This window comes from Pseudomonas sp. Pseusp15, from assembly GCF_059492165.1.
Genome location: NZ_CP168523.1, coordinates 6,186,038 through 6,204,031 on the forward strand (window position 1 = coordinate 6,186,038; position 17,994 = coordinate 6,204,031).

General features: G+C 61.2%; 16 protein-coding genes. 9 read left to right on the plus strand and 7 right to left on the minus strand.

Annotation, left to right across the window (positions count from 1 at the left end; genetic code table 11):
• The first annotated feature begins 124 nt into the window (after nucleotides 1-124).
• Complete coding sequence (yedA, locus tag ACEN8R_RS28025) at nucleotides 125-1,057, plus strand: drug/metabolite exporter YedA (protein WP_018925786.1); 933 nt, start codon at nucleotides 125-127, stop codon at nucleotides 1,055-1,057.
• Between the two features lie 65 nt (nucleotides 1,058-1,122).
• Complete coding sequence (gene rhlE1, locus ACEN8R_RS28030) at nucleotides 1,123-2,457, plus strand: RNA helicase RhlE1 (protein WP_086945927.1); 1,335 nt, start codon at nucleotides 1,123-1,125, stop codon at nucleotides 2,455-2,457.
• A gap of 36 nt (nucleotides 2,458-2,493) precedes the next feature.
• On the opposite strand, the gene ACEN8R_RS28035 is transcribed toward rhlE1, so the two are convergent.
• Both ACEN8R_RS28035 and ACEN8R_RS28040 read right to left on the minus strand, forming a co-directional pair.
• A complete protein-coding gene (locus ACEN8R_RS28035; RefSeq protein ID WP_258612708.1) occupies nucleotides 2,494-3,735 on the minus strand; it encodes a TIGR03862 family flavoprotein in 1,242 nt (413 codons plus the stop codon).
• A gap of 185 nt (nucleotides 3,736-3,920) precedes the next feature.
• Nucleotides 3,921-4,841 carry a histone deacetylase family protein gene (locus ACEN8R_RS28040; protein WP_018925789.1) on the minus strand — a complete coding sequence of 307 codons (921 nt, stop codon included), beginning with the start codon at nucleotides 4,839-4,841 and terminating at the stop codon, nucleotides 3,921-3,923.
• A 90-nt stretch (nucleotides 4,842-4,931) separates the two neighbouring features.
• Between ACEN8R_RS28040 and ACEN8R_RS28045 the strand changes: the two genes are divergently transcribed.
• The 3 genes from ACEN8R_RS28045 to ACEN8R_RS28055 all read left to right on the plus strand — a co-directional run bounded on the left by ACEN8R_RS28045 (nucleotide 4,932) and on the right by ACEN8R_RS28055 (nucleotide 7,070).
• Nucleotides 4,932-5,501 carry a GNAT family N-acetyltransferase gene (locus ACEN8R_RS28045; RefSeq protein WP_019581317.1) on the plus strand — a complete coding sequence of 190 codons (570 nt, stop codon included), beginning with the start codon at nucleotides 4,932-4,934 and terminating at the stop codon, nucleotides 5,499-5,501.
• Nucleotides 5,502-5,610: 109 nt separating this feature from the next.
• Nucleotides 5,611-6,480: an acyl-CoA thioesterase II gene (gene tesB, locus ACEN8R_RS28050; RefSeq protein WP_258612706.1), complete on the plus strand. Its 870-nt coding sequence runs from the start codon at nucleotides 5,611-5,613 to the stop codon at nucleotides 6,478-6,480.
• Nucleotides 6,477-7,070 carry an HAD family hydrolase gene (locus tag ACEN8R_RS28055; RefSeq protein ID WP_028938856.1) on the plus strand — a complete coding sequence of 198 codons (594 nt, stop codon included), beginning with the start codon at nucleotides 6,477-6,479 and terminating at the stop codon, nucleotides 7,068-7,070. Before tesB ends, ACEN8R_RS28055 begins: the two co-directional genes overlap by 4 nt.
• 32 nt (nucleotides 7,071-7,102) lie before the next feature.
• Here the strand turns inward: ACEN8R_RS28055 and ACEN8R_RS28060 are convergent, their stop codons facing one another.
• The 3 genes from ACEN8R_RS28060 to ACEN8R_RS28070 all read right to left on the minus strand — a co-directional run bounded on the left by ACEN8R_RS28060 (nucleotide 7,103) and on the right by ACEN8R_RS28070 (nucleotide 10,866).
• On the minus strand, nucleotides 7,103-8,065 hold the full coding sequence (locus ACEN8R_RS28060; protein ID WP_086945923.1) for an alpha/beta fold hydrolase: 963 nt from the start codon (nucleotides 8,063-8,065) through the stop codon (nucleotides 7,103-7,105).
• On the minus strand, nucleotides 8,065-8,958 hold the full coding sequence (ypfJ, locus tag ACEN8R_RS28065) for a KPN_02809 family neutral zinc metallopeptidase (protein WP_018925794.1): 894 nt from the start codon (nucleotides 8,956-8,958) through the stop codon (nucleotides 8,065-8,067). Before ypfJ ends, ACEN8R_RS28060 begins: the two co-directional genes overlap by 1 nt.
• Nucleotides 8,959-9,153: 195 nt before the next feature.
• Nucleotides 9,154-10,866 carry an FAD-dependent oxidoreductase gene (locus ACEN8R_RS28070; protein WP_495624501.1) on the minus strand — a complete coding sequence of 571 codons (1,713 nt, stop codon included), beginning with the start codon at nucleotides 10,864-10,866 and terminating at the stop codon, nucleotides 9,154-9,156.
• Nucleotides 10,867-11,039: 173 nt separating this feature from the next.
• Between ACEN8R_RS28070 and ACEN8R_RS28075 the strand changes: the two genes are divergently transcribed.
• From ACEN8R_RS28075 to ACEN8R_RS28090, 4 genes are all read left to right on the plus strand, one after another.
• A complete protein-coding gene (locus tag ACEN8R_RS28075; RefSeq protein ID WP_495624502.1) occupies nucleotides 11,040-11,816 on the plus strand; it encodes an IclR family transcriptional regulator in 777 nt (258 codons plus the stop codon).
• A gap of 145 nt (nucleotides 11,817-11,961) precedes the next feature.
• Nucleotides 11,962-13,017, plus strand: a complete 1,056-nt coding sequence (locus ACEN8R_RS28080; protein ID WP_018925797.1) for a Gfo/Idh/MocA family protein — start codon at nucleotides 11,962-11,964, stop codon at nucleotides 13,015-13,017.
• A gap of 2 nt (nucleotides 13,018-13,019) precedes the next feature.
• Nucleotides 13,020-13,835, plus strand: coding sequence for a sugar phosphate isomerase/epimerase family protein (locus tag ACEN8R_RS28085; RefSeq protein WP_018925798.1), 816 nt, complete (start codon nucleotides 13,020-13,022; stop codon nucleotides 13,833-13,835).
• A 174-nt stretch (nucleotides 13,836-14,009) separates the two neighbouring features.
• Nucleotides 14,010-14,888, plus strand: a complete 879-nt coding sequence (locus ACEN8R_RS28090) for a DMT family transporter (RefSeq protein ID WP_018925799.1) — start codon at nucleotides 14,010-14,012, stop codon at nucleotides 14,886-14,888.
• 6 nt (nucleotides 14,889-14,894) lie between these two features.
• Here the strand turns inward: ACEN8R_RS28090 and ACEN8R_RS28095 are convergent, their stop codons facing one another.
• Nucleotides 14,895-16,517, minus strand: coding sequence for a methyl-accepting chemotaxis protein (locus ACEN8R_RS28095; RefSeq protein WP_018925800.1), 1,623 nt, complete (start codon nucleotides 16,515-16,517; stop codon nucleotides 14,895-14,897).
• 97 nt (nucleotides 16,518-16,614) lie between these two features.
• Entirely contained in the window at nucleotides 16,615-17,952 is a 1,338-nt protein-coding gene (locus tag ACEN8R_RS28100; RefSeq protein WP_495624503.1) for an MFS transporter, read from the minus strand.
• Nucleotides 17,953-17,994 lie beyond the last annotated feature (42 nt).

Sequence of the window (17,994 nt, forward strand, 5' to 3'; positions counted from 1 at the left end):
TTTATAGCGTCGAACTCCGTGTTTTGAAAAGTGTACCGGCGCTATAAACAGGTTTTGTAGCTTATTTTCCGCTGTTGGCCTTTCTAGAATAGCGGCTCTCCTTGTCTTGTTCATCGAGCTGCCCATGTCTGGTCTACGCCGTTTTTCCTTACCGCTGATCGCTGCTTTTTTCGCGTTGTACGTGATTTGGGGGTCGACCTACCTGGTGATTCGCATTGGCGTGCAGTACTGGCCGCCGTTGCTGCTCGCCGGTATCCGCTTCGTGCTCGCCGGGACGTTGATGTACGCGTACCTGCGCTGGCGCGGGGCGCCGGCGCCGACCTGGGCACAGTGGAAAGCGGCGGGGATCATCGGGATTTTGCTGCTGACGTGCGGTAACGGTGCGGTGAGCGTCGCCGAACACACGGGCGTGGCCTCTGGCGTGGCCGCGTTGGCGGTGGCGACGGTGCCGCTGTTTACCTTGTTGTGCGGATATTTCTGGGGCGCGCGTAATACCCGTCTCGAATGGGCCGGGATTGTGCTTGGGCTGATCGGTATTGCCATGCTCAACCTCGGCTCCAACCTGCAATCGAGCCCGTTGGGCGCGGCGTTGCTGGTGTTCGCGGCGGCGTCCTGGGCCTTTGGTTCGGTGTGGAGCAAACATTTGCCGTTGCCTCAGGGCGCGATGGCCAGTGCTGTGGAGATGCTGGTGGGTGGCGTGGTGTTGCTGATCGGCAGCGCGGTGAGTGGCGAGCGTCTGGAAAGTCTGCCGCCGATCGAAGGTTGGGCGGCGCTGGCGTACCTGACCCTCTTCGGTTCGATCATCGCCTTCAACGCCTACATGTACCTGTTGAAACACGTGCGGCCGGCAGCGGCCACCAGCTATGCCTACGTCAACCCGGCGGTGGCGGTGTTGCTGGGGATCGTGTTTGTCGGCGAGACCATCGGTATCGAAGAAACGCTGGCGATGGCGGTGATCATCAGTGCGGTGGTGTTGATCGGGTTGCCACAGTGGCGCCGTGGCACAGATCGGCCTGCCCCTGCCGTAGCGGTGCCGACAGAATCCCGCGCGAATTAGGGTAAACTGCGCGCCATTGCACACTTGTTTCGCACAATCGCGCTGAATTTTCCTACGGTACTCCCATGACTTTCGCCACCCTTGGCCTGATCGAACCCTTGCTGCGCGCCCTCGAGACGCTCGGCTACCAGACCCCGACGCCGGTTCAGGCGCAAGCGATTCCGGCGGTGCTGGCCGGTCGCGACCTGATGGCCGCGGCCCAGACCGGCACCGGCAAAACCGCCGGTTTCGCCTTGCCGCTGCTGCAATTGCTGGCCATGGAAGGGCCGAAAGTCAGCGCCAACTCCGTGCGCGCGCTGATTCTGGTGCCGACCCGCGAACTGGCCGAACAGGTTCACGAAGCCGTGCGCCAGTATGCCGAGAACCTGCCGTTGAGCACCTACGCGGTGTACGGCGGCGTCAGCATCAACCCGCAAATGATGAAACTGCGCAAAGGCGTCGACCTGTTGGTGGCGACCCCGGGCCGTTTGCTCGACCTGTTCCGTCAGAACGCGCTCAAGTTCAACCAGCTGCAAACCCTGGTGCTGGACGAAGCCGATCGCATGCTCGATCTGGGCTTTTCCGAGGAGCTGGGGAATATCTATAAAGCCCTGCCTTCGAGACGTCAGACGCTGCTGTTCTCCGCGACCTTCTCCGATGCGATCCGCATGCTGGCCGGGCAAATGCTCAACGACCCGCTGAGCATCGAAGTCAGCCCGCGTAACGTGGCCGCCAACACCGTCAAGCAATGGGTGGTGACGGTGGACAAAAAGCGCAAGCCGGAGCTGTTCATTCACTTGATGCGCAAGGGCAAGTGGAAGCAGGTGCTGGTGTTCGCCAAGACCCGTAACGGCGTAGACGCGTTGGTGGAAAAACTCCAGGGCCTGGGCGTCAATGCCGACGGCATCCACGGCGACAAACCCCAGGCAACTCGCCAGCGGGCGTTGGATCGCTTCAAGGCCAGCGAAGTGCAGATCCTCGTGGCCACCGACGTGGCTGCCCGTGGCCTGGATATCGAAGATTTGCCATTGGTGGTCAACTTTGACCTGCCGATCGTGGCAGAAGACTACATCCACCGCATCGGTCGTACCGGCCGTGCGGGCGCAACCGGGCAGGCTATTTCGCTGGTCTGCGCTGATGAAGTGAATCAACTGTCAGCCATCGAGATGCTGACCCGTCAGACGTTGACTCGCCAGATGGAGCCGGACTTCGAACCTGAACACCGCGTGCCGGATACCGATGCCAGCGGTCAGGTGATCAAGAAGCCGAAAAAACCGAAGAAGCCCAAAACCTCTGGTGGCGGCAAGCGCAACCTGGGTAAATGGGTCGAGAGCGGTGAGGCGTCGGCGCCGGAGCCTTCGATCAAGCCGGTGCGTAAAGTGCCGGTGTTCAATACCGGGCCGCGTAAGCGTAAGCCTTGATCCTCTGAAGATCGTTCCCACGCAGTGTGGGAACGATCAGTGTCGGTGCTTCAACCACTCCACCATCCCCAACCCCGCCGCTCGCCCACTGGCGAAACACGCGGTCAGTAGATAGCCGCCGGTCGGCGCTTCCCAATCGAGCATTTCCCCTGCGCAGAACACGCCGGGTAGTTGCTTGAGCATCAAACGTTCATCCATCGCCTCGAACATCACGCCACCGGCACTGCTGATGGCTTCGTCCAATGGCCGGGTTTTCACCAGCGTCAGCGGCAATGCCTTGATTGCTTTGGCCAGCAGGGCCGGATCGGCAAAACAGTCAGCCGGTGTCAATTCCCGCAACAATGCTGCTTTCGCGCCATCTAGCCCAAGCTGACTGTGCAAGTGTTTGGCCATGGAGCGTGAGCCGCGCGGTTTGCTCAGCGCCGCCTGGATTTTATCCACAGGCTTGCCCGGCAACAGATCGAGGTGAACGGTTGCCGAGCCATGTTGATTGATCGCTTCGCGGATCGCTGCCGACAGGGCGTAGATCAAACTGCCCTCAATTCCCGTGGCAGTGATCACACACTCGCCGAGTCGCGGTACGTCGTCATTGAGGCCGATGGCGATGTTTTTCAGCGGGCTGCCGGCGAATTTGCTGACCATCAATTCGCTCCAGGCCTGCACCTCGAAGCCGCAATTGCTCGGTTGCAATGGCGCCAGCCCTACACCGCGCTGTTCCAGCGGCAGCATCCAGGCACCGTCCGAGCCGAGACGCGACCAGCTTCCGCCGCCGAGTGCCAGCAGGCTCGCATCCGCGTGAACGGTTTTTTCGCCTTCGGGGCTGTCGATTAGCAAATCACCGTTGTTATCCCAACCGAGCCAGCGATGGCGGGTGTGGATAACTACGCCCGCATCGCGCAGGCGTTTGAGCCAGGCACGCAACAGGGGCGCGGCTTTCATGTCGGTGGGAAACACCCGGCCGGAGCTGCCGACAAAAGTTTCGATGCCCAGGTCATGAATCCATTGGCACAAGGCTTCGGCGCCGAACGAGCGTAACAGCGGGGCGATCTGCGGCGCCCGTTCGGCATAGCGTGAGAGAAATGCCGGGTAGGCCTCGGAGTGGGTGATGTTCATGCCGCCGACCCCGGCGAGCAGGAATTTTCGCCCCACTGAAGGCATGCCGTCGTACAGGTCGACCTTGATCCCGGCCTGGCTCAACACTTCAGCCGCCATCAAGCCGGCGGGGCCGCCGCCGATGATGGCGACGTGAGGGGGGAGGGAAGTGGAGGGCTGGGTCATGGCGAGAGCTGCGGCGTGGCGGAATAAGCCGCGCATTCTACCAGCCCTGCTCCCTGTGGGAGGATTCGAGGGCTGGTTAAAAAACAACCACCGCTCTGTAACCTATACCCCGCATGGGCTGCCGGCCCTTTCACTCAGGTTATCCACAGGCGGTTCCACAGGCATTGTGGGTAAAGACTCACACATCAATGACAACCTGATGACTGCCACACCCGTTGGGCGCTGTGATGGAGGATGCCATGACGGCGCGCCAGAGCCTTGCGGTCCTTGCTGTAGCCGCCGCCGATCACGCCGACCACCGGAATATCCCGGCCCAGGCAATGGCGCATCACGCTTTCATCACGAGCGGCGACGCCTTCGTCGGTCAGCTTCAGATAACCCAGGGCGTCGTCCTTGTGCACATCGACACCGGCGTCGTACAGCACCAGATCCGGTTGATAGAGCGGCAGCAAATAGTTGAGCGCATCGTCCACCACCTTCAGGTAATCGGCGTCGCCCATGCCCATCGGCAACGGGATGTCCCAGTCGCTTTCGGCTTTGCGTGCAGGAAAATTCTTTTCGCAGTGTAGGGAAACGGTCACCGCTTCCGGGGTGTTGTGCAGGATTCGTGCAGTCCCGTCGCCCTGATGCACATCGCAATCGAAGATCAACACCCGATTCACCCGGCCACTTTCCAGCAGGTAATGGCTGATCACCGCCAGGTCATTGAAGATGCAGAACCCGGCAGGGTGATCGTAATGCGCGTGGTGCGTGCCGCCGGCCAGGTGACAAGCCAAGCCATGTTCCAGCGCCTGTTCGGCCGCCAGCAGCGAACCGCCGACCGCCCGCACGGTGCGCCGGGCCAGTGCTTCGCTCCAGGGCAGGCCGAGGCGCCGCTGGTCTTCGCGGGACAACTCGCCACCCATGTAGCGTTCGATGTACGCAGGGTCATGAGCGAGGGCAAGAATATCCGCCGGGCACAGGTCCGGGCGCAGCAGATCGGCGTCGCGGGTCAAGCCACTGTCCACCAGGTGATCTCGCAGCAGGCGAAACTTGTCCATGGGGAAGCGGTGATCCGCCGGGAACTCGGGGCTGTAGTCTTCGTGGTAGATCAGGGGCAGGGGCATGGCTGATTTATCAGGGAAGCATGTAGGAATGAGTGAACGATCCTACCAGCGATGTAGACTTGCGGCATGGAAACAGAGGGGAGGGGCACGATGGAGCCGATACTGGAACTCGAAAGCGCACGACTGTCATTACGGCAGTGGCGCGATGAGGATTTGCCGGCGTTTGCGGCGATGTGCGCCGATCCACAGGTGATGCGTTATTTTCCGGCGCCCTTGAGTCGGCTGGAAAGTGCCTCGCTGATCGGGCGGGTTCGCGGGCATTTTGCCGAGTATGGCTTCGGCCTCTGGGCACTGGAGCGCAAGGACACCGGAGCGTTCATCGGGTTTACCGGGCTGAGTGTGGTCGGCTTTGACGCACCGTTCACGCCAGCCATCGAAATCGGCTGGCGCCTGGCGCGCGAGCACTGGGGCCTGGGTTATGCCAGCGAGGCGGCATGGACCGCTCTGCGCTGTGGGTTTGATCGCTTGGCGCTGCAAGAGGTCGTGGCGTTCACCACCGAAACCAACCTGCCTTCGCAAAAAGTCATGCAGGCGATCGGCATGCACCATGCCCCCGCCGATGACTTCGAGCACCCGCGGCTTGCAGAGGATCATCCGCTGCGCCCGCACGTGTTGTATCGCATCACCCGTGAGCAATGGCTGCAAACCTTGCATGGATAAGCAGGCACGGACGTTTACAATGGCCCTCATGTTGAACCGGGCCATAAACTGAATCGACCGCCGCAGCCAAGACTGCGCGGCATTATTGCTCTGTGTGAGGAGAGTCTGAATGAGCCAAGTGTTGGAAGATCTGGTAGACCTGCTGACCCTGGAACCGATTGAAGAAAACCTGTTCCGTGGCCGCAGCCAGGACCTGGGTTTCCGTCAGTTGTTCGGCGGCCAGGTGCTCGGCCAGTCCCTGTCGGCGGCCAGTCAGACAGTCGAAGAGACACGCCATGTGCACTCGATGCACGGTTACTTCCTGCGTCCGGGCGATGCGAAGTTGCCGGTGGTGTATCAGGTCGATCGGGTGCGCGATGGCGGCAGTTTCAGCACGCGCCGGGTGACGGCGATCCAGAAGGGCAACCCGATTTTCACCTGCAGCGCCTCGTTCCAGTACGACGAAGAGGGCTTCCAGCATCAGAGCCAAATGCCGCAAGTGGTCGGCCCGGAGAACCTGCCGTCGGAGCTGGAACTCACTCAGCAGCGTGCAAACCTGATCCCGGAGCACATGCGCGAAAAACTGCTGTGCCCGAAACCGATCGAATTCCGGCCGGTGACCGAAAAAGATCCCTACAACCCGCAGCCTGCCGATCCGGTCAAATACGTCTGGTTCCGCGCCGATGGTGCGTTGGCTGACACTCCAGCGCTGCACAAATACCTGCTGGCCTATGCGTCGGACTTCGGCCTGTTGACCACCTCGATGCTGCCCCATGGCAAATCGGTCTGGCAGAAAGACATGCAGGTCGCCAGCCTTGATCATGCGTTGTGGTTCCACGCCGACCTGCGCGCCGATGACTGGTTGCTGTACGCCATGGACAGCCCGTGGGCCGGCAACTCGCGTGGATTCTCCCGTGGCAGCGTGTTCAACCGTGCCGGGCAACTGGTGGCCTCGGTCACTCAGGAAGGCCTGATTCGTCATCGCAAGGACTGGATATGAGCTTGGCCGAAGTGCGGCACTGGGTGTTCGACATGGACGGCACCCTGACCGTGGCCGTGCATGACTTCGCGGCGATTCGCGTGGCATTGGCGATTCCTGCGGAACACGACATCCTCACTCACCTCGCTGGGCTGCCGGCCGAAGAAGCGGCGGCCAAACATGCGTGGCTGCTGGAACACGAGCGGGATCTGGCACTGGGTTCGAAACCGGCTCCGGGCGCGGTGGAACTGGTGCGTGAGTTGGCCGGGCGTGGTTATCGCCTGGGCATTCTCACGCGCAATGCCCGTGAGCTGGCCCATGTCACGCTGGAGGCGATTGGCCTGGCCGATTGCTTTGCGGTGGAGGATGTATTGGGCCGGGATGAAGCGCCGCCCAAACCGCATCCCGGTGGTTTACTGAAACTGGCCGAGGCCTGGAAGGTGCCGGCGAGTGAAATGGTGATGGTCGGTGATTACCGCTTCGACCTGGATTGCGGCCGGGCGGCGGGGACGCGGACGGTGTTGGTGAACCTGCCGGATAATCCGTGGCCGGAATTGACCGATTGGCATGCGCGCGATTGCGTGGAGTTGCGGCAGCTGCTTTCGGCTTGAGAGATTGGGCGTCCGATCAGACGCCCCAAAACTCACTGCCCGAACAACGCCTTCTGCCCCTCGGGCGAGGTAAACATCCCGTCCCCATTGTGCCCGACCCCGGGCACTTCGATCAGCTGCTGACTCAACCCTTGAGGATGGCGCCGTTTCAGATAATTGAAATAATTGCGCCCGCGAATCAAACGAGACGCGCCCTGGGCTTTGGCCTCGCAACTTTTATCCAGCGCCGGGTGATTCGGGTCGATGTCCTGCTGCCCGAGCAAATAAACGATGTCGCGTTTGACGTAGTTTTCTTCCATCTGCGCAGGCGTTTGCCCATTGGCATAGGCGGGCAAGTCCGCCAGCCCATACTTCCAGCGATTGAAGTTCGGACACCCCGCGTGACTGAACGCCACTGGCCGTTGCTCATTGAAATAGGCATACGATGAAGGATTGGCGATCACATAACGCACCTTCACCCCCGCTGTGTCGAGGGCTGGCTGAGGGTGGCTCAACATGGCGTAACGCTGAACTACCTGAGCGCCGCCCGAGTGACCGGCAATGACAATTTGCTTCACGTCCGGAAACTGTCGCCGATCACCCAGGCGAGCGATGATTTCGTCGAGCGCCGCGTAGGAGCTCAGCGTAAACGGCGCGGTGGATAACCCGCCGGCCATCCAGTCATTGCCGTGCCAGCGTAAAACGCTGTCAGGCACCGGGTGGCTCGCGATGTCGGTTTCATTGAGAAACTGTGGGGCGAGCACCAGGGTGTTATCGCTTTGCCCGGCTTGCTGGGCCGCGTGCTCGGCGCTCTGGCGGTAGGTTTCAGCGTTGCGCAAACGACCATGAATGATGATCAGCACTCGTTCGATATTCTTCGCCGGTGTCGGGCCGATGCCCACCGCGATTTCGCCGGCGCTCAACAGCAGGCGCCCGGAACTGATCTCCTTGACCCCCTGCTCGGCAGCCTGGGCGCTTGTGCAGGTGATCAACAGAGCTAACAACCACTTGTGCATTACAGATTCTTCGCGGCAAAGGTATCGCACTGGCCAACCTGGCCTTGCGCAAATCCGGCTTTGAACCAGCGCACCCTTTGCGCTGACGTACCATGAGTGAACGAGTCCGGTACCACGCGGCCCTGACCTTGCTGCTGCAAGCGGTCATCGCCGATGGCGTTGGCGGCGTTCAAGGCTTCTTCGATGTCACCGGGTTCCAGCCAGTTCAGGCGCTTCTGCGCAATGTTGGCCCAGACCCCGGCCAGGCAATCAGCCTGCAGTTCCTGACGCACCAGCAAACCACCGTCGCCCTCCATTTGCCGGCCCTGCTGCCGGGCGGTCTGAATCTTCGCCGAAACGCCGAGCAAGGTCTGCACGTGGTGTCCGACTTCGTGAGCGATCACGTAGGCCTGGGCGAAATCACCTGCGGCGGAAAAACGCTGGGACATTTCCTGGAAGAAACCCATGTCCAGGTAGACCTTCTGGTCTGCCGGGCAATAGAACGGACCAGTCGCCGATGTCGCCAATCCGCACGCCGAGTTCACCTGATTGCTGAACAGCACCAGGGTCGGGTCTTTATATTGCCGACCGGCCTGCTGGAAAATCTGGCCCCAGGTGTCTTCGGTGTCGCCGAGGATCGAGCGCACGAATTCGGCGTTTTCATCATTGGCCGGCGGTGCCTTGCGGGTGTGGGTGGTGGCCGGAGCCGATTGCTCGCTCATTTGTCCGGTCAATTGACCGAGGATCTGCATCGGGTCCTGGCCGGTGATCCAGCCGATCCCGACGATCAACAGGATCGCGGTCAGGCTCAGGCCCTTGCCCCCGCCGAAGCGCATCCCGCCACCCCCACCGCCGACATCATCGCCACGGGCATCGACCACGTTGTCGCTGCGTCGGCCTTTTTTCCATAGCATGGGGGTGAGTCCTCGTTTGAATATGGTGATGAGTGTTGCTGGTCAGTGAGAGCGGCGCCAGTCCGGTCGTCTGTCTTTTACTGCGCACGGAACATTTCAGACTTGTATTGAACACGGATAGCCCAGCGAATTCCTTCAGGGCGACAGGTTTTTACCGAGTGGGCGAATGCTTGTCTCGAGAATCACTGATCAAACTCACTCTATATCGGCGATATGCCGGGCAGCGATGTAGCCGAAGGTCAGCGCCGGGCCGAGATTGATACCGCCGGCGGGATAGTGCCCGCCCATGATGCTGGCCATGTCGCCGCCCGCTGCATACAACCCGGCGATGGCCTGCCCCGACTCGCCAAGAACCTGGGCATGTTCATTGACCTTGAGCCCGGCGAAGGTGCCAAAGCAGCCAGGCTGGACCTTCACGGCGTAGAACGGGCCTTGTTCAATCGGCGCGACGCACGGGTTAGGTTGCTGCAACGCATCGCCCTGTTTGCGGTTGTAAGGTGTCGAGCCACGACCGAACAACGGATCTTCGCCGTTGCGCGCACACCGGTTGTATTCATCCACCGTGCTGCGCAATCCGTTTGGGTCGATGCCGCAGGCGAGGGCCAATTCCTCGACAGTGTTGCCGGTTTTCAGATAACCGCTGCGGATAAAGGATGACAGCGGCACCGGAAACGGCCGAGAAATTCCCAGGCCATAACGCCGTTGAAAACCATGAGTGCAGATCAGCCAGGAGGCGACTTCTTCGCCCAGCGGTGCGGCGGCGACCATGGCCGTCACGTAGTCGTAGTAGCCGTCGGCTTCGTTGACGAAGCGCCGGCCGTTGCTCAGCACACCGATGATCCCCGGTTTGCCGCGTTCGATGATGTGCGGGAAGTGGCCGATGCTGCCGTCACTGTGCGGCACTTGCGAAACCGGCGCCCAGGCCACGGGCGATGCCATGTCGGTGTTGACCCGCGCACCGGCGCTTTCGCCCAATCGCAAACCATCACCGGCGACGCCGAGAGGCGGCAGCGCCAGGTGTTCGTTGCCGGTTGGTGTGCGGGGGAACAATGCCTTGCGTCGCTCGATATCATTGGCGAAACCTCCGGTCGCGAGCACCACGGCCTTGCGTGCATGGATGCGGATATTGCCTTTGGCGGTACTGACGATCGCGCCTTGCACCTGATCGCCTTCGCAAAGCAACTCGGTCACCGGTGCCGATTCCCAGAGCAAGACGCCCAGGTCTTCGGCGGACTTTGCCAACCGCGCAACCAGCGCCACGCCGTTGACCAGTTGCATCGCCCGGCCATGAACAATGAGGTCGAACAAGTGCCGAGTGAAGCGCCGGGTCACGTGCCATGCAGCGGGCAAAGAGCGCGTCAGGTTGAGAAATGCGCTCAGGTCCGCCCCCGCCATGATCGGCATGCCCATGAACGAAGTTTCCCGCATGGTTTTGCGAAGGCGCTTCAGTAGCTTGCCGACTTTTCGTCCGTCATAAGGCGCAGCGATCACCGACCGTCCGCCGGTGCCGGCGCCCGGCGTGTCGCCATGAATGTCGGCGATGGCGTTGCCATCGGCGAATTGCAGGGCAGTGTGTTGCTCGAAGAACGCGACCATTCGCGGGCCAGCCTCAAGGAACGCGTCGATCATCGCCGGATCGTAACGCTCACCCAATTCGTGCTTCAGGTAAGTGCGCGGTTGCTCGACGTCTTCAACGATGCCGGCACGACGCGCCAGAGGATTGCACGGCACCCAGGCCCATCCGCCGGACCACGCCGTGGCGCCGCCGAACACCGGGTCTTTCTCGACCACGATCACTTTCAAGCCATGCCAGGCTGCGGTTACAGCTGCGGACAATCCGGCCGCACCGGAGCCGACGATCAGCACATCGCATTCGATGTCCGCAAGGAGGGGAGAGTCGGCAGGCATCGTTTAAAAGCTCCAGGTTGTTTTTGGAATTTGATTCCAGAAAATATAAAGGCTTGATTGATCCCGGCAACCATTCACTGCGTAAAGAGGGCGGTTATCGGACAGCGGGTTCCAGATTTCGCATTACGTGGTTTGTCTTTTAGAATCGGCAAAATTTCGAGTGGAACCCCCCCATGGCCGGCAGTCAGATCGAACGTGTTTTCAGCGTGCTGGAAAGCCTCACCAGTGACCCTCGCGGCCTGCCGATGCAGACGTTGGCGGAGCAACTGGACATCCCCAAAAGCGCGACCCACCGTCTGCTCACCGAGCTGATTCGGCTGGGTTACGTGCGACAGAATCCGGAGAACCTGCGCTATCACCTGTCGACCAAACTGGTGGCGATGGGTTTCCGTTACCTGTCGAGCAGCGGCGCCGATATCGTGCAACCGGTGCTCGATCGCCTGGCCGAGGAAACCGGCGAGCTGGTGCGCCTTGGCGTTATTGAAGGCGAGCGCCAGATCTGGATCGCCAAGTCTCAGGGTGCCCGCTCGGGCCTGCGCTACGACCCGGACATGGGCCGTGATGCGCCCTTGTTCTACACCGCGTCGGGCCATGCATGGCTGGCGTGCATGAGCGATGCCGAAGCGTTGTCGCTGGTGGAGCGTCAGGGGAGCGAACGGCCGAAAGACCTGGGGCCGAACGCGCCGCGTTCCAACATTGAGTTACTGGAGCGCCTGCGTCTGGCGCGAGAGCAGGGCTACGCCTGGGTCGAAGAGAGTTCGGCAGTGGGCACCTCGGCGATTGCGGCGGTGGTGCGCCACCCAGGCGACGGTCGAGTGATCGGTGTGCTGAGCGTTGCCGGGCCAAGCGCGCGGATGCCGGGGGCACGGTTGCATGAACTGGCGCCGCTGTTGTTGAAGTTCACTGAGGAGCTGTCTGCCGCAAGCCTGGCTTCGGAGTTGTTCGTCTAATTCTGCCCGCACAAACCCATATGTGGGCTATGCGAATCTGTGCGTTGTTCGAACACAAGTTGCCGTTACTCCTGTAAGAATCTGGAACCAGGTTCTAAATTATTGGAATTCATCCCTCCGACAATAATCACAAGAGGACCGCAGCATGACTTCGCCCCTTCGCATCGCCCTGATCGGTGCCGGCAACATGGGCCAGCAGCATTACCGGCATCTGCAAACCCTGACACAAGCGACGTTGTGTGCGGTGGCCGATCCCGGCCCACAAGCGGCAGGCCTCGCAGGCGAATGGGGCGTGGGGTATTTCGCGGATCACCGTCAGATGCTGGAGCAGGCGAAGCCAGACGCGGTGATCGTCGCCAACCCGAACACGCTCCACGTCAGCACGGCGCTCGATTGCCTCGCCGCCGGCGTGCCGGTGCTACTGGAAAAACCGGTGGGTGTGCACCTGGATGAAGCGCGCGAACTGGTGGCCGCGTCAAAAGCCACCGGAGTTCCCGTGCTGGTCGGCCACCATCGCCGGCACAATCCGTTGATCGTCCGCGCCCATGAACTGGTGCAGGGTGGCGCTTTGGGGCAGCTGACGACGGTGACGGCGCTCTGGCAGTTGCGCAAACCCGACAGCTATTTCGAAACGTCGTGGCGCCGCGAGCCCGGTGCGGGGATGTTGTTGATCAACCTGATTCACGACCTCGACCTGCTGCGGCATCTGTGCGGCGAAGTGCGCCAGGTGCAGGCAATCACCAGCAATGCGGTGCGCGGATTTGCCAACGAAGATTGCGCGGCGGTGCTGCTGCAATTCGACAACGGCGCACTGGGCAGCCTGACCGGTTCCGACGCGGTGGCGGCGCCCTGGAGTTGGGAGCTGGGTTCCGGGGAGAATCCGGCCTATCCGCGCCAGGCCGATCAGCCCTGTTACTTGCTGGCCGGGACGGGTGGTGCATTGAGCATTCCGCAGCTCAAGCGCTGGCACTACGCCGACGTCGATGGCGGATGGCATCAACCGTTGCTGGCGGAACAGGAACGCTTCAGCGTCGATGAAGCATTGCGTTTGCAGTTGCAGCACTTCGTGCGCGTGGCGCGTCGGGAAGTCGAACCCTTGGTGAGCGCGGCCGATGCTGCGCGCACCCTGGCGCTGGTTGAGGCGATTCGCGAGGCCGCCGAAACCGGTCGTGCCTGCACCCCGATGTCAATCGAGGGATGAGCATGAGTGAGCGAATCTTTTCCCTGGCCAGCCTGACGGTGCTGGAGTTGTCTCCGCCGGAGATGGTCGAAGTCGCAGCACGGGCAGGATACAGCCATGTCGGACTGCGCCTTGAACCTGCGACACCCGAAGAACATCACTTTGCGCTGGTAGCCGATGTCGGTTTACGGCGTGAGACGCTGGCGCGGCTGCACGACACCGGCATTCGTGTGCTGGATGTTGAAATCCTGCGTCTTAAACCGCAAACCGTCGTCGCCGACTTCGAGAAGATTCTGGCGGTCGGGGCGCAATTGGGTGCCAGTGAATTGCTGGTGGCCGGTAACGATTCCGACGAACAAAGACTCACCGAGAACTTCGCCCGGCTGTGTGATCTGGCGGCACCTTACGGGCTGCATCCGCATCTGGAGTTCATGCCATGGACCGATGCACGCAATCTCGAACAAGCGGTGCGCGTCGTCGAAAACGCTGACCGGGAAAACGGCGCGGTGTTGGTGGACGCGTTCCATTTCGACCGATCGGGTTCGCGGCTGGAAGATCTGGCCAAAGTTGCCCCGTCACGGTTACGGTACACGCAGTTATGCGATGTCGCGGGGCCACGGCCAACGGACATGGCGGAGATTTTGCGTCAGGCGCGTAACGAGCGGCGTTTTCCGGGCGATGGTGATTGTGATCTGGCGGGGTTGTTGCAGTGTTTGCCGGCCGATATCCCGTTAAGCCTGGAGATTCCCACCGTGAAGTTGCTGGAGCAGGGCGTGAGCGGGTTGCAGCGGGCGCAGATGGCGTTGGATAAGACCCGGGAATTGTTGGCGCGCCTTTGAACCTGTGGCAAGGGAGCTTGTCGGACCGCCGCACCGTCCCGTTCGGCGGCGAAGCGGTCGTCAACGACCTGTTATATGCAGTGACGGAACACCTTTGCTGATTTGGGGACTGCTGCGCAGTCCAGCGGGAGCAAGCTCCCTCGCCACATTCTGATTTGATTACAGAGGCTTTGCATGACCATCAGCACCCCGCTCTCCGGTGTAAACCAACCCTTCAAAGGGATTCTGCTGATCGTTGTCGCGACCTTTCTGTTTTCCAGTCACGACGCCTTGTCGAAGTATCTATCGGGGTTCTATCCGATCGTCATGGTGGTCTGGGCCCGTTATGTGGTTCACACCTTGCTGATGGCCGGGATTTTCCTGCCGCAATCGGGGTTGCGCGTCCTGCGCACCAAACGTCCGTTGCTGCAGTTGTTCAGGGCGTTGTGCCTGTTGGGCACCAGTTTGTTCTTCACCACCGGTTTGCAGTACATCCCATTGGCCGAAGCCACGGCGGTCAACTTTCTCGCTCCGGTTCTGGTCACCGCGTTGTCGGTGCCACTGCTGCGTGAGCGGGTCACTCGTGGCCAATGGATCGCAGTGATTTGCGGATTTGTCGGTGTATTGATCATCGTCCATCCCGGCGGTGATCTGTTCACGCCAGCAGTCTTGCTGCCGCTCTGCTCGGCACTGTTTTTCTGCTTCTATCAATTGCTCACCCGCAAGCTCAGTGAAGTCGACAGCCCGACCACCAGTAACTTCTTCGCCGGCCTGTGCAACACCCTGGTGATGAGCGCATTGGTGCCGTTTTTCTGGAAAGTGCCAAGCCTTGGGCATGGATTGATGATGGTTGCACTGGGCGCCTGCGGGATGACGGCGCACCTGTTTCTGACCCAGGCGTTCCGCCATGCCGCCCCCGCGCTGCTGGCGCCATTCGGCTATTGCCAGATTGTCTTTGCCGGTTTGCTCGGCTGGTTGCTGTTTTCTCACACGCCGACCCTGACCACGGTGGTCGGGATCGCGGTGATTTGCTGCAGCGGGTTGGCGGCGGCGTGGCAACAAAGCCGCCGCTGAACCCGGTCAAAATTTGAAACGCACCACCAGGTTTTGCAGGCCCGCCGCCAGTCGCGACAACTCCTGGCTGGTGGCGCTGGTCCGGGTTGCGGCGTCGGCGCTTTCCAGCGACAGGTCGCGGATGTTCAGCAGATTACGATCCACCTCACGGGCCACCTGCGCCTGTTCTTCCGAGGCGCTGGCGATCACCAGGTTACGTTCATGGATCTGCTCCATCGCCCGGGTGATTTCTGCCAGTGCCAGCCCGGCCTGTTCAGCAATCGACAAGGTTTCGGCGACACGCTGACTGTTGTCGTGCATCGACATCACCACACCGTTGGTATCGCCCTGAACCCGGCCAATGATCTGTTCGATCTCCCGGGTTGATTGCTGAGTGCGATGCGCCAGCGCCCGAACTTCATCGGCCACCACCGCGAAGCCACGTCCGGCTTCACCGGCCCGCGCAGCCTCGATGGCGGCATTGAGCGCGAGCAGGTTGGTCTGTTCGGCGATGGCGCGGATCACGTCCAGCACCTTGCCGATTTCCCGGGACTGCTCGGCCAGGGTCTGAACCTGTTGCAGCGCGATGCCCGCATTGCCGCTCATCGCCTGAATCGAATCCAGGGTTTCAATCACCCGGGCCTGGCCCTGATTGGCTTGCTGTGTGGACTGTCTGGTGCTGTCGGAAGTCGACACCGCGTTGCGTGCCACTTCTTCCACCGCGACGGTCATTTCGTTGACGGCCGTGGCGGCCTGTTCGATTTCATTGTGCTGCTGTTGCAGCCGACTGGAATCCTGCTGAGTGCTCTGATTCATCTGCTGGGCGGCGGCCGCCAGTTGGGTCGACGTGCCGCTGATCAGTTGCAGGGTTTCCCGCAGGCTGGTCTGCATGGCCGACAGGGCCTTGAGCAAGCGTGCGGTTTCATCGGCGCCGTGGCTGCGGATCGGTTGACTCAGGTCACCGGCGGCCACTTGTTCGGCCACGTCGACCGCCTGACGGATCGGCATGACGATGCTGCGAATCAACAGCCAGGCCAGGCACAGGGTCAGGAGCGCGACCGCTATCAGCGCACCGATCACGGTGATTTTTACCTGGTTGTAGAGCGAGTCAGCCTGGTTGGCCGAGAGGCTGACTTCGTTGGCGGAAAGCGCCATCAACTCGGCGAACTGGTCACCGGTCTGGGTCGAGTAGTCCTGGATTTTTCCATTGAGCAACGCGGTCATTTCTTCGCTGCGGTTTTCCCGCGACAGCGCTTCGTATTGCGCCAGCGCCTGGCGGTAACTGGTGACGGTGGTGACGAACTTTTCGTACGGCCCCCGGTTGTAATCACCGACCAGCGGAGTGAATTTTTCCAGCGTCTCTGCAAGCCAACCCTGCACTTGGTGCAGGCGTGTGACGGTGGCATCGAGCACCTTTGGATCGCGGTTGAGCGCCATGCGCAGGCTGAGCACGCGAATACTCAGGATGTAGTCGCGGATTTCACCCAGGTGGCGAATGCTGGGCAGGGAGACGTTTTCAGTGTGCTGGCCGGTGGCGCGAACCTGCGCGACCTGTTTAAGGGCGAACAGCCCCTGCAACAGGACCAGCAGGGCGATGACGCCGAAGCTGATCACGGCACGTTTGGCGATGCTCAAGTTACCTGGCGACATGGTGTGCCTCTGTGGCTGTGAGAAAAAAAGGGTGAAATGGATAAATCGCGGCCATAAAAAAACGCAGGCCCGGGATCAGGCCTGCGTTTGCGGTGTATCAATCTTTTACGGTCGGAATCTTGCGCGGTGCCATGAAGTACATCCAGGTCAGCGCGATGAAGTACATCGCCGGAATGATGGTGAACAACACGGTGTAGTTGTTGTTGGTGATGGTCAGAATGTGGCCGACCAACTGGGTCATGAACATCCCGCCGATCGCCGCGCACATGCCGCCGAAGCCGAACACCGTACTCATCATGTGTTTAGGCGTGTAGTCCATCACCAGGCTCCAGATGTTCGCGGTCCAGGCCTGGTGCGCGCCGATGGCCAGGGAGATGGCGAACACCGCGAGCCACAGGCTGCTCGAACCGGCGGCCATGACCACACCGATGATGCAGCAGGCGAACAGGAACATGGACATCAGTCGGGCCTTGATCGGGTTGATCCCGCGACCGATCAGGAACGAAGACAGGATCCCGCCGCCGACGCTGCCGAAGTCAGCCGTGAGGTAGATGATGATCAGCGGAATACCCATCTGGGTCACGTTGATCCCCAGGTTGTATTGCTGATTGAGGAACGGCGGCAGCCAGTACAGGTAGAACCAGAACACCGGCGCGGTGATCGAGTAGGCGAGGGCGAAGGCCCAGGTGCCACGCATGCGCAGGATTCGCGAGAACGGTACGCGGGACTGTTCCGGTTCGACTTCCTTCTGGATGTAGTCCAGTTCCGATTGTTTAACGCTCGGGTGATCTTCCGGGTTGAAGTACTTCAGGCCCCAGAACAGCAACCAGATGCCGCCCAGCGCCGCCATGCACAGGAACGCGGCTTGCCAGCCCCAGGCGTGAAGAATCATTGGCAGCAGCATCGGTGTGAACATCGCACCGACGTTGGTCCCGGCGTTGAAAATACCGGTGGCCACGGCGCGCTCGCCAGCCGGGAACCACAACCGGGTGGTTTTCACGCAGGCCGGGTAGTTGGCGGCTTCGGTCAGACCGAGAATGAACCGGCAGACCATGAAACCCGCCGCCGAAGTGGCCAGGCCATGAGCGCCGGTGGCCAGGCTCCAGAGCAGTACAGCGAAGAAGAACACGCGCTTCACGCCGACCCGGTCGATCAACCGGCCTTGCAGCACGAAACCGACGGCATAGCCGACCTGAAACCAGAAGTTGATGTTGGCGTAGTCCATCGCCGTCCAGCTCAGTTCCTTGGCCAGGATCGGCTGCATGACGCCCAGGGCGGCGCGGTCGATGTAGTTCAGGGTGGTGGCGAAAAATACCAGCGCCAGCATTCCCCAGCGGGTTTTGCCGACGGCCATGGCGCCGCGGATTTTGTCGCCGATGCCGCCAGTGGCGACGCTTTGGGCCGAAGCCACGCGAGAGCTTTGAGAAGGAAACATGTGTGTGCCATCCGTTCAATGACTGACAAGCGAGGCTTGTCG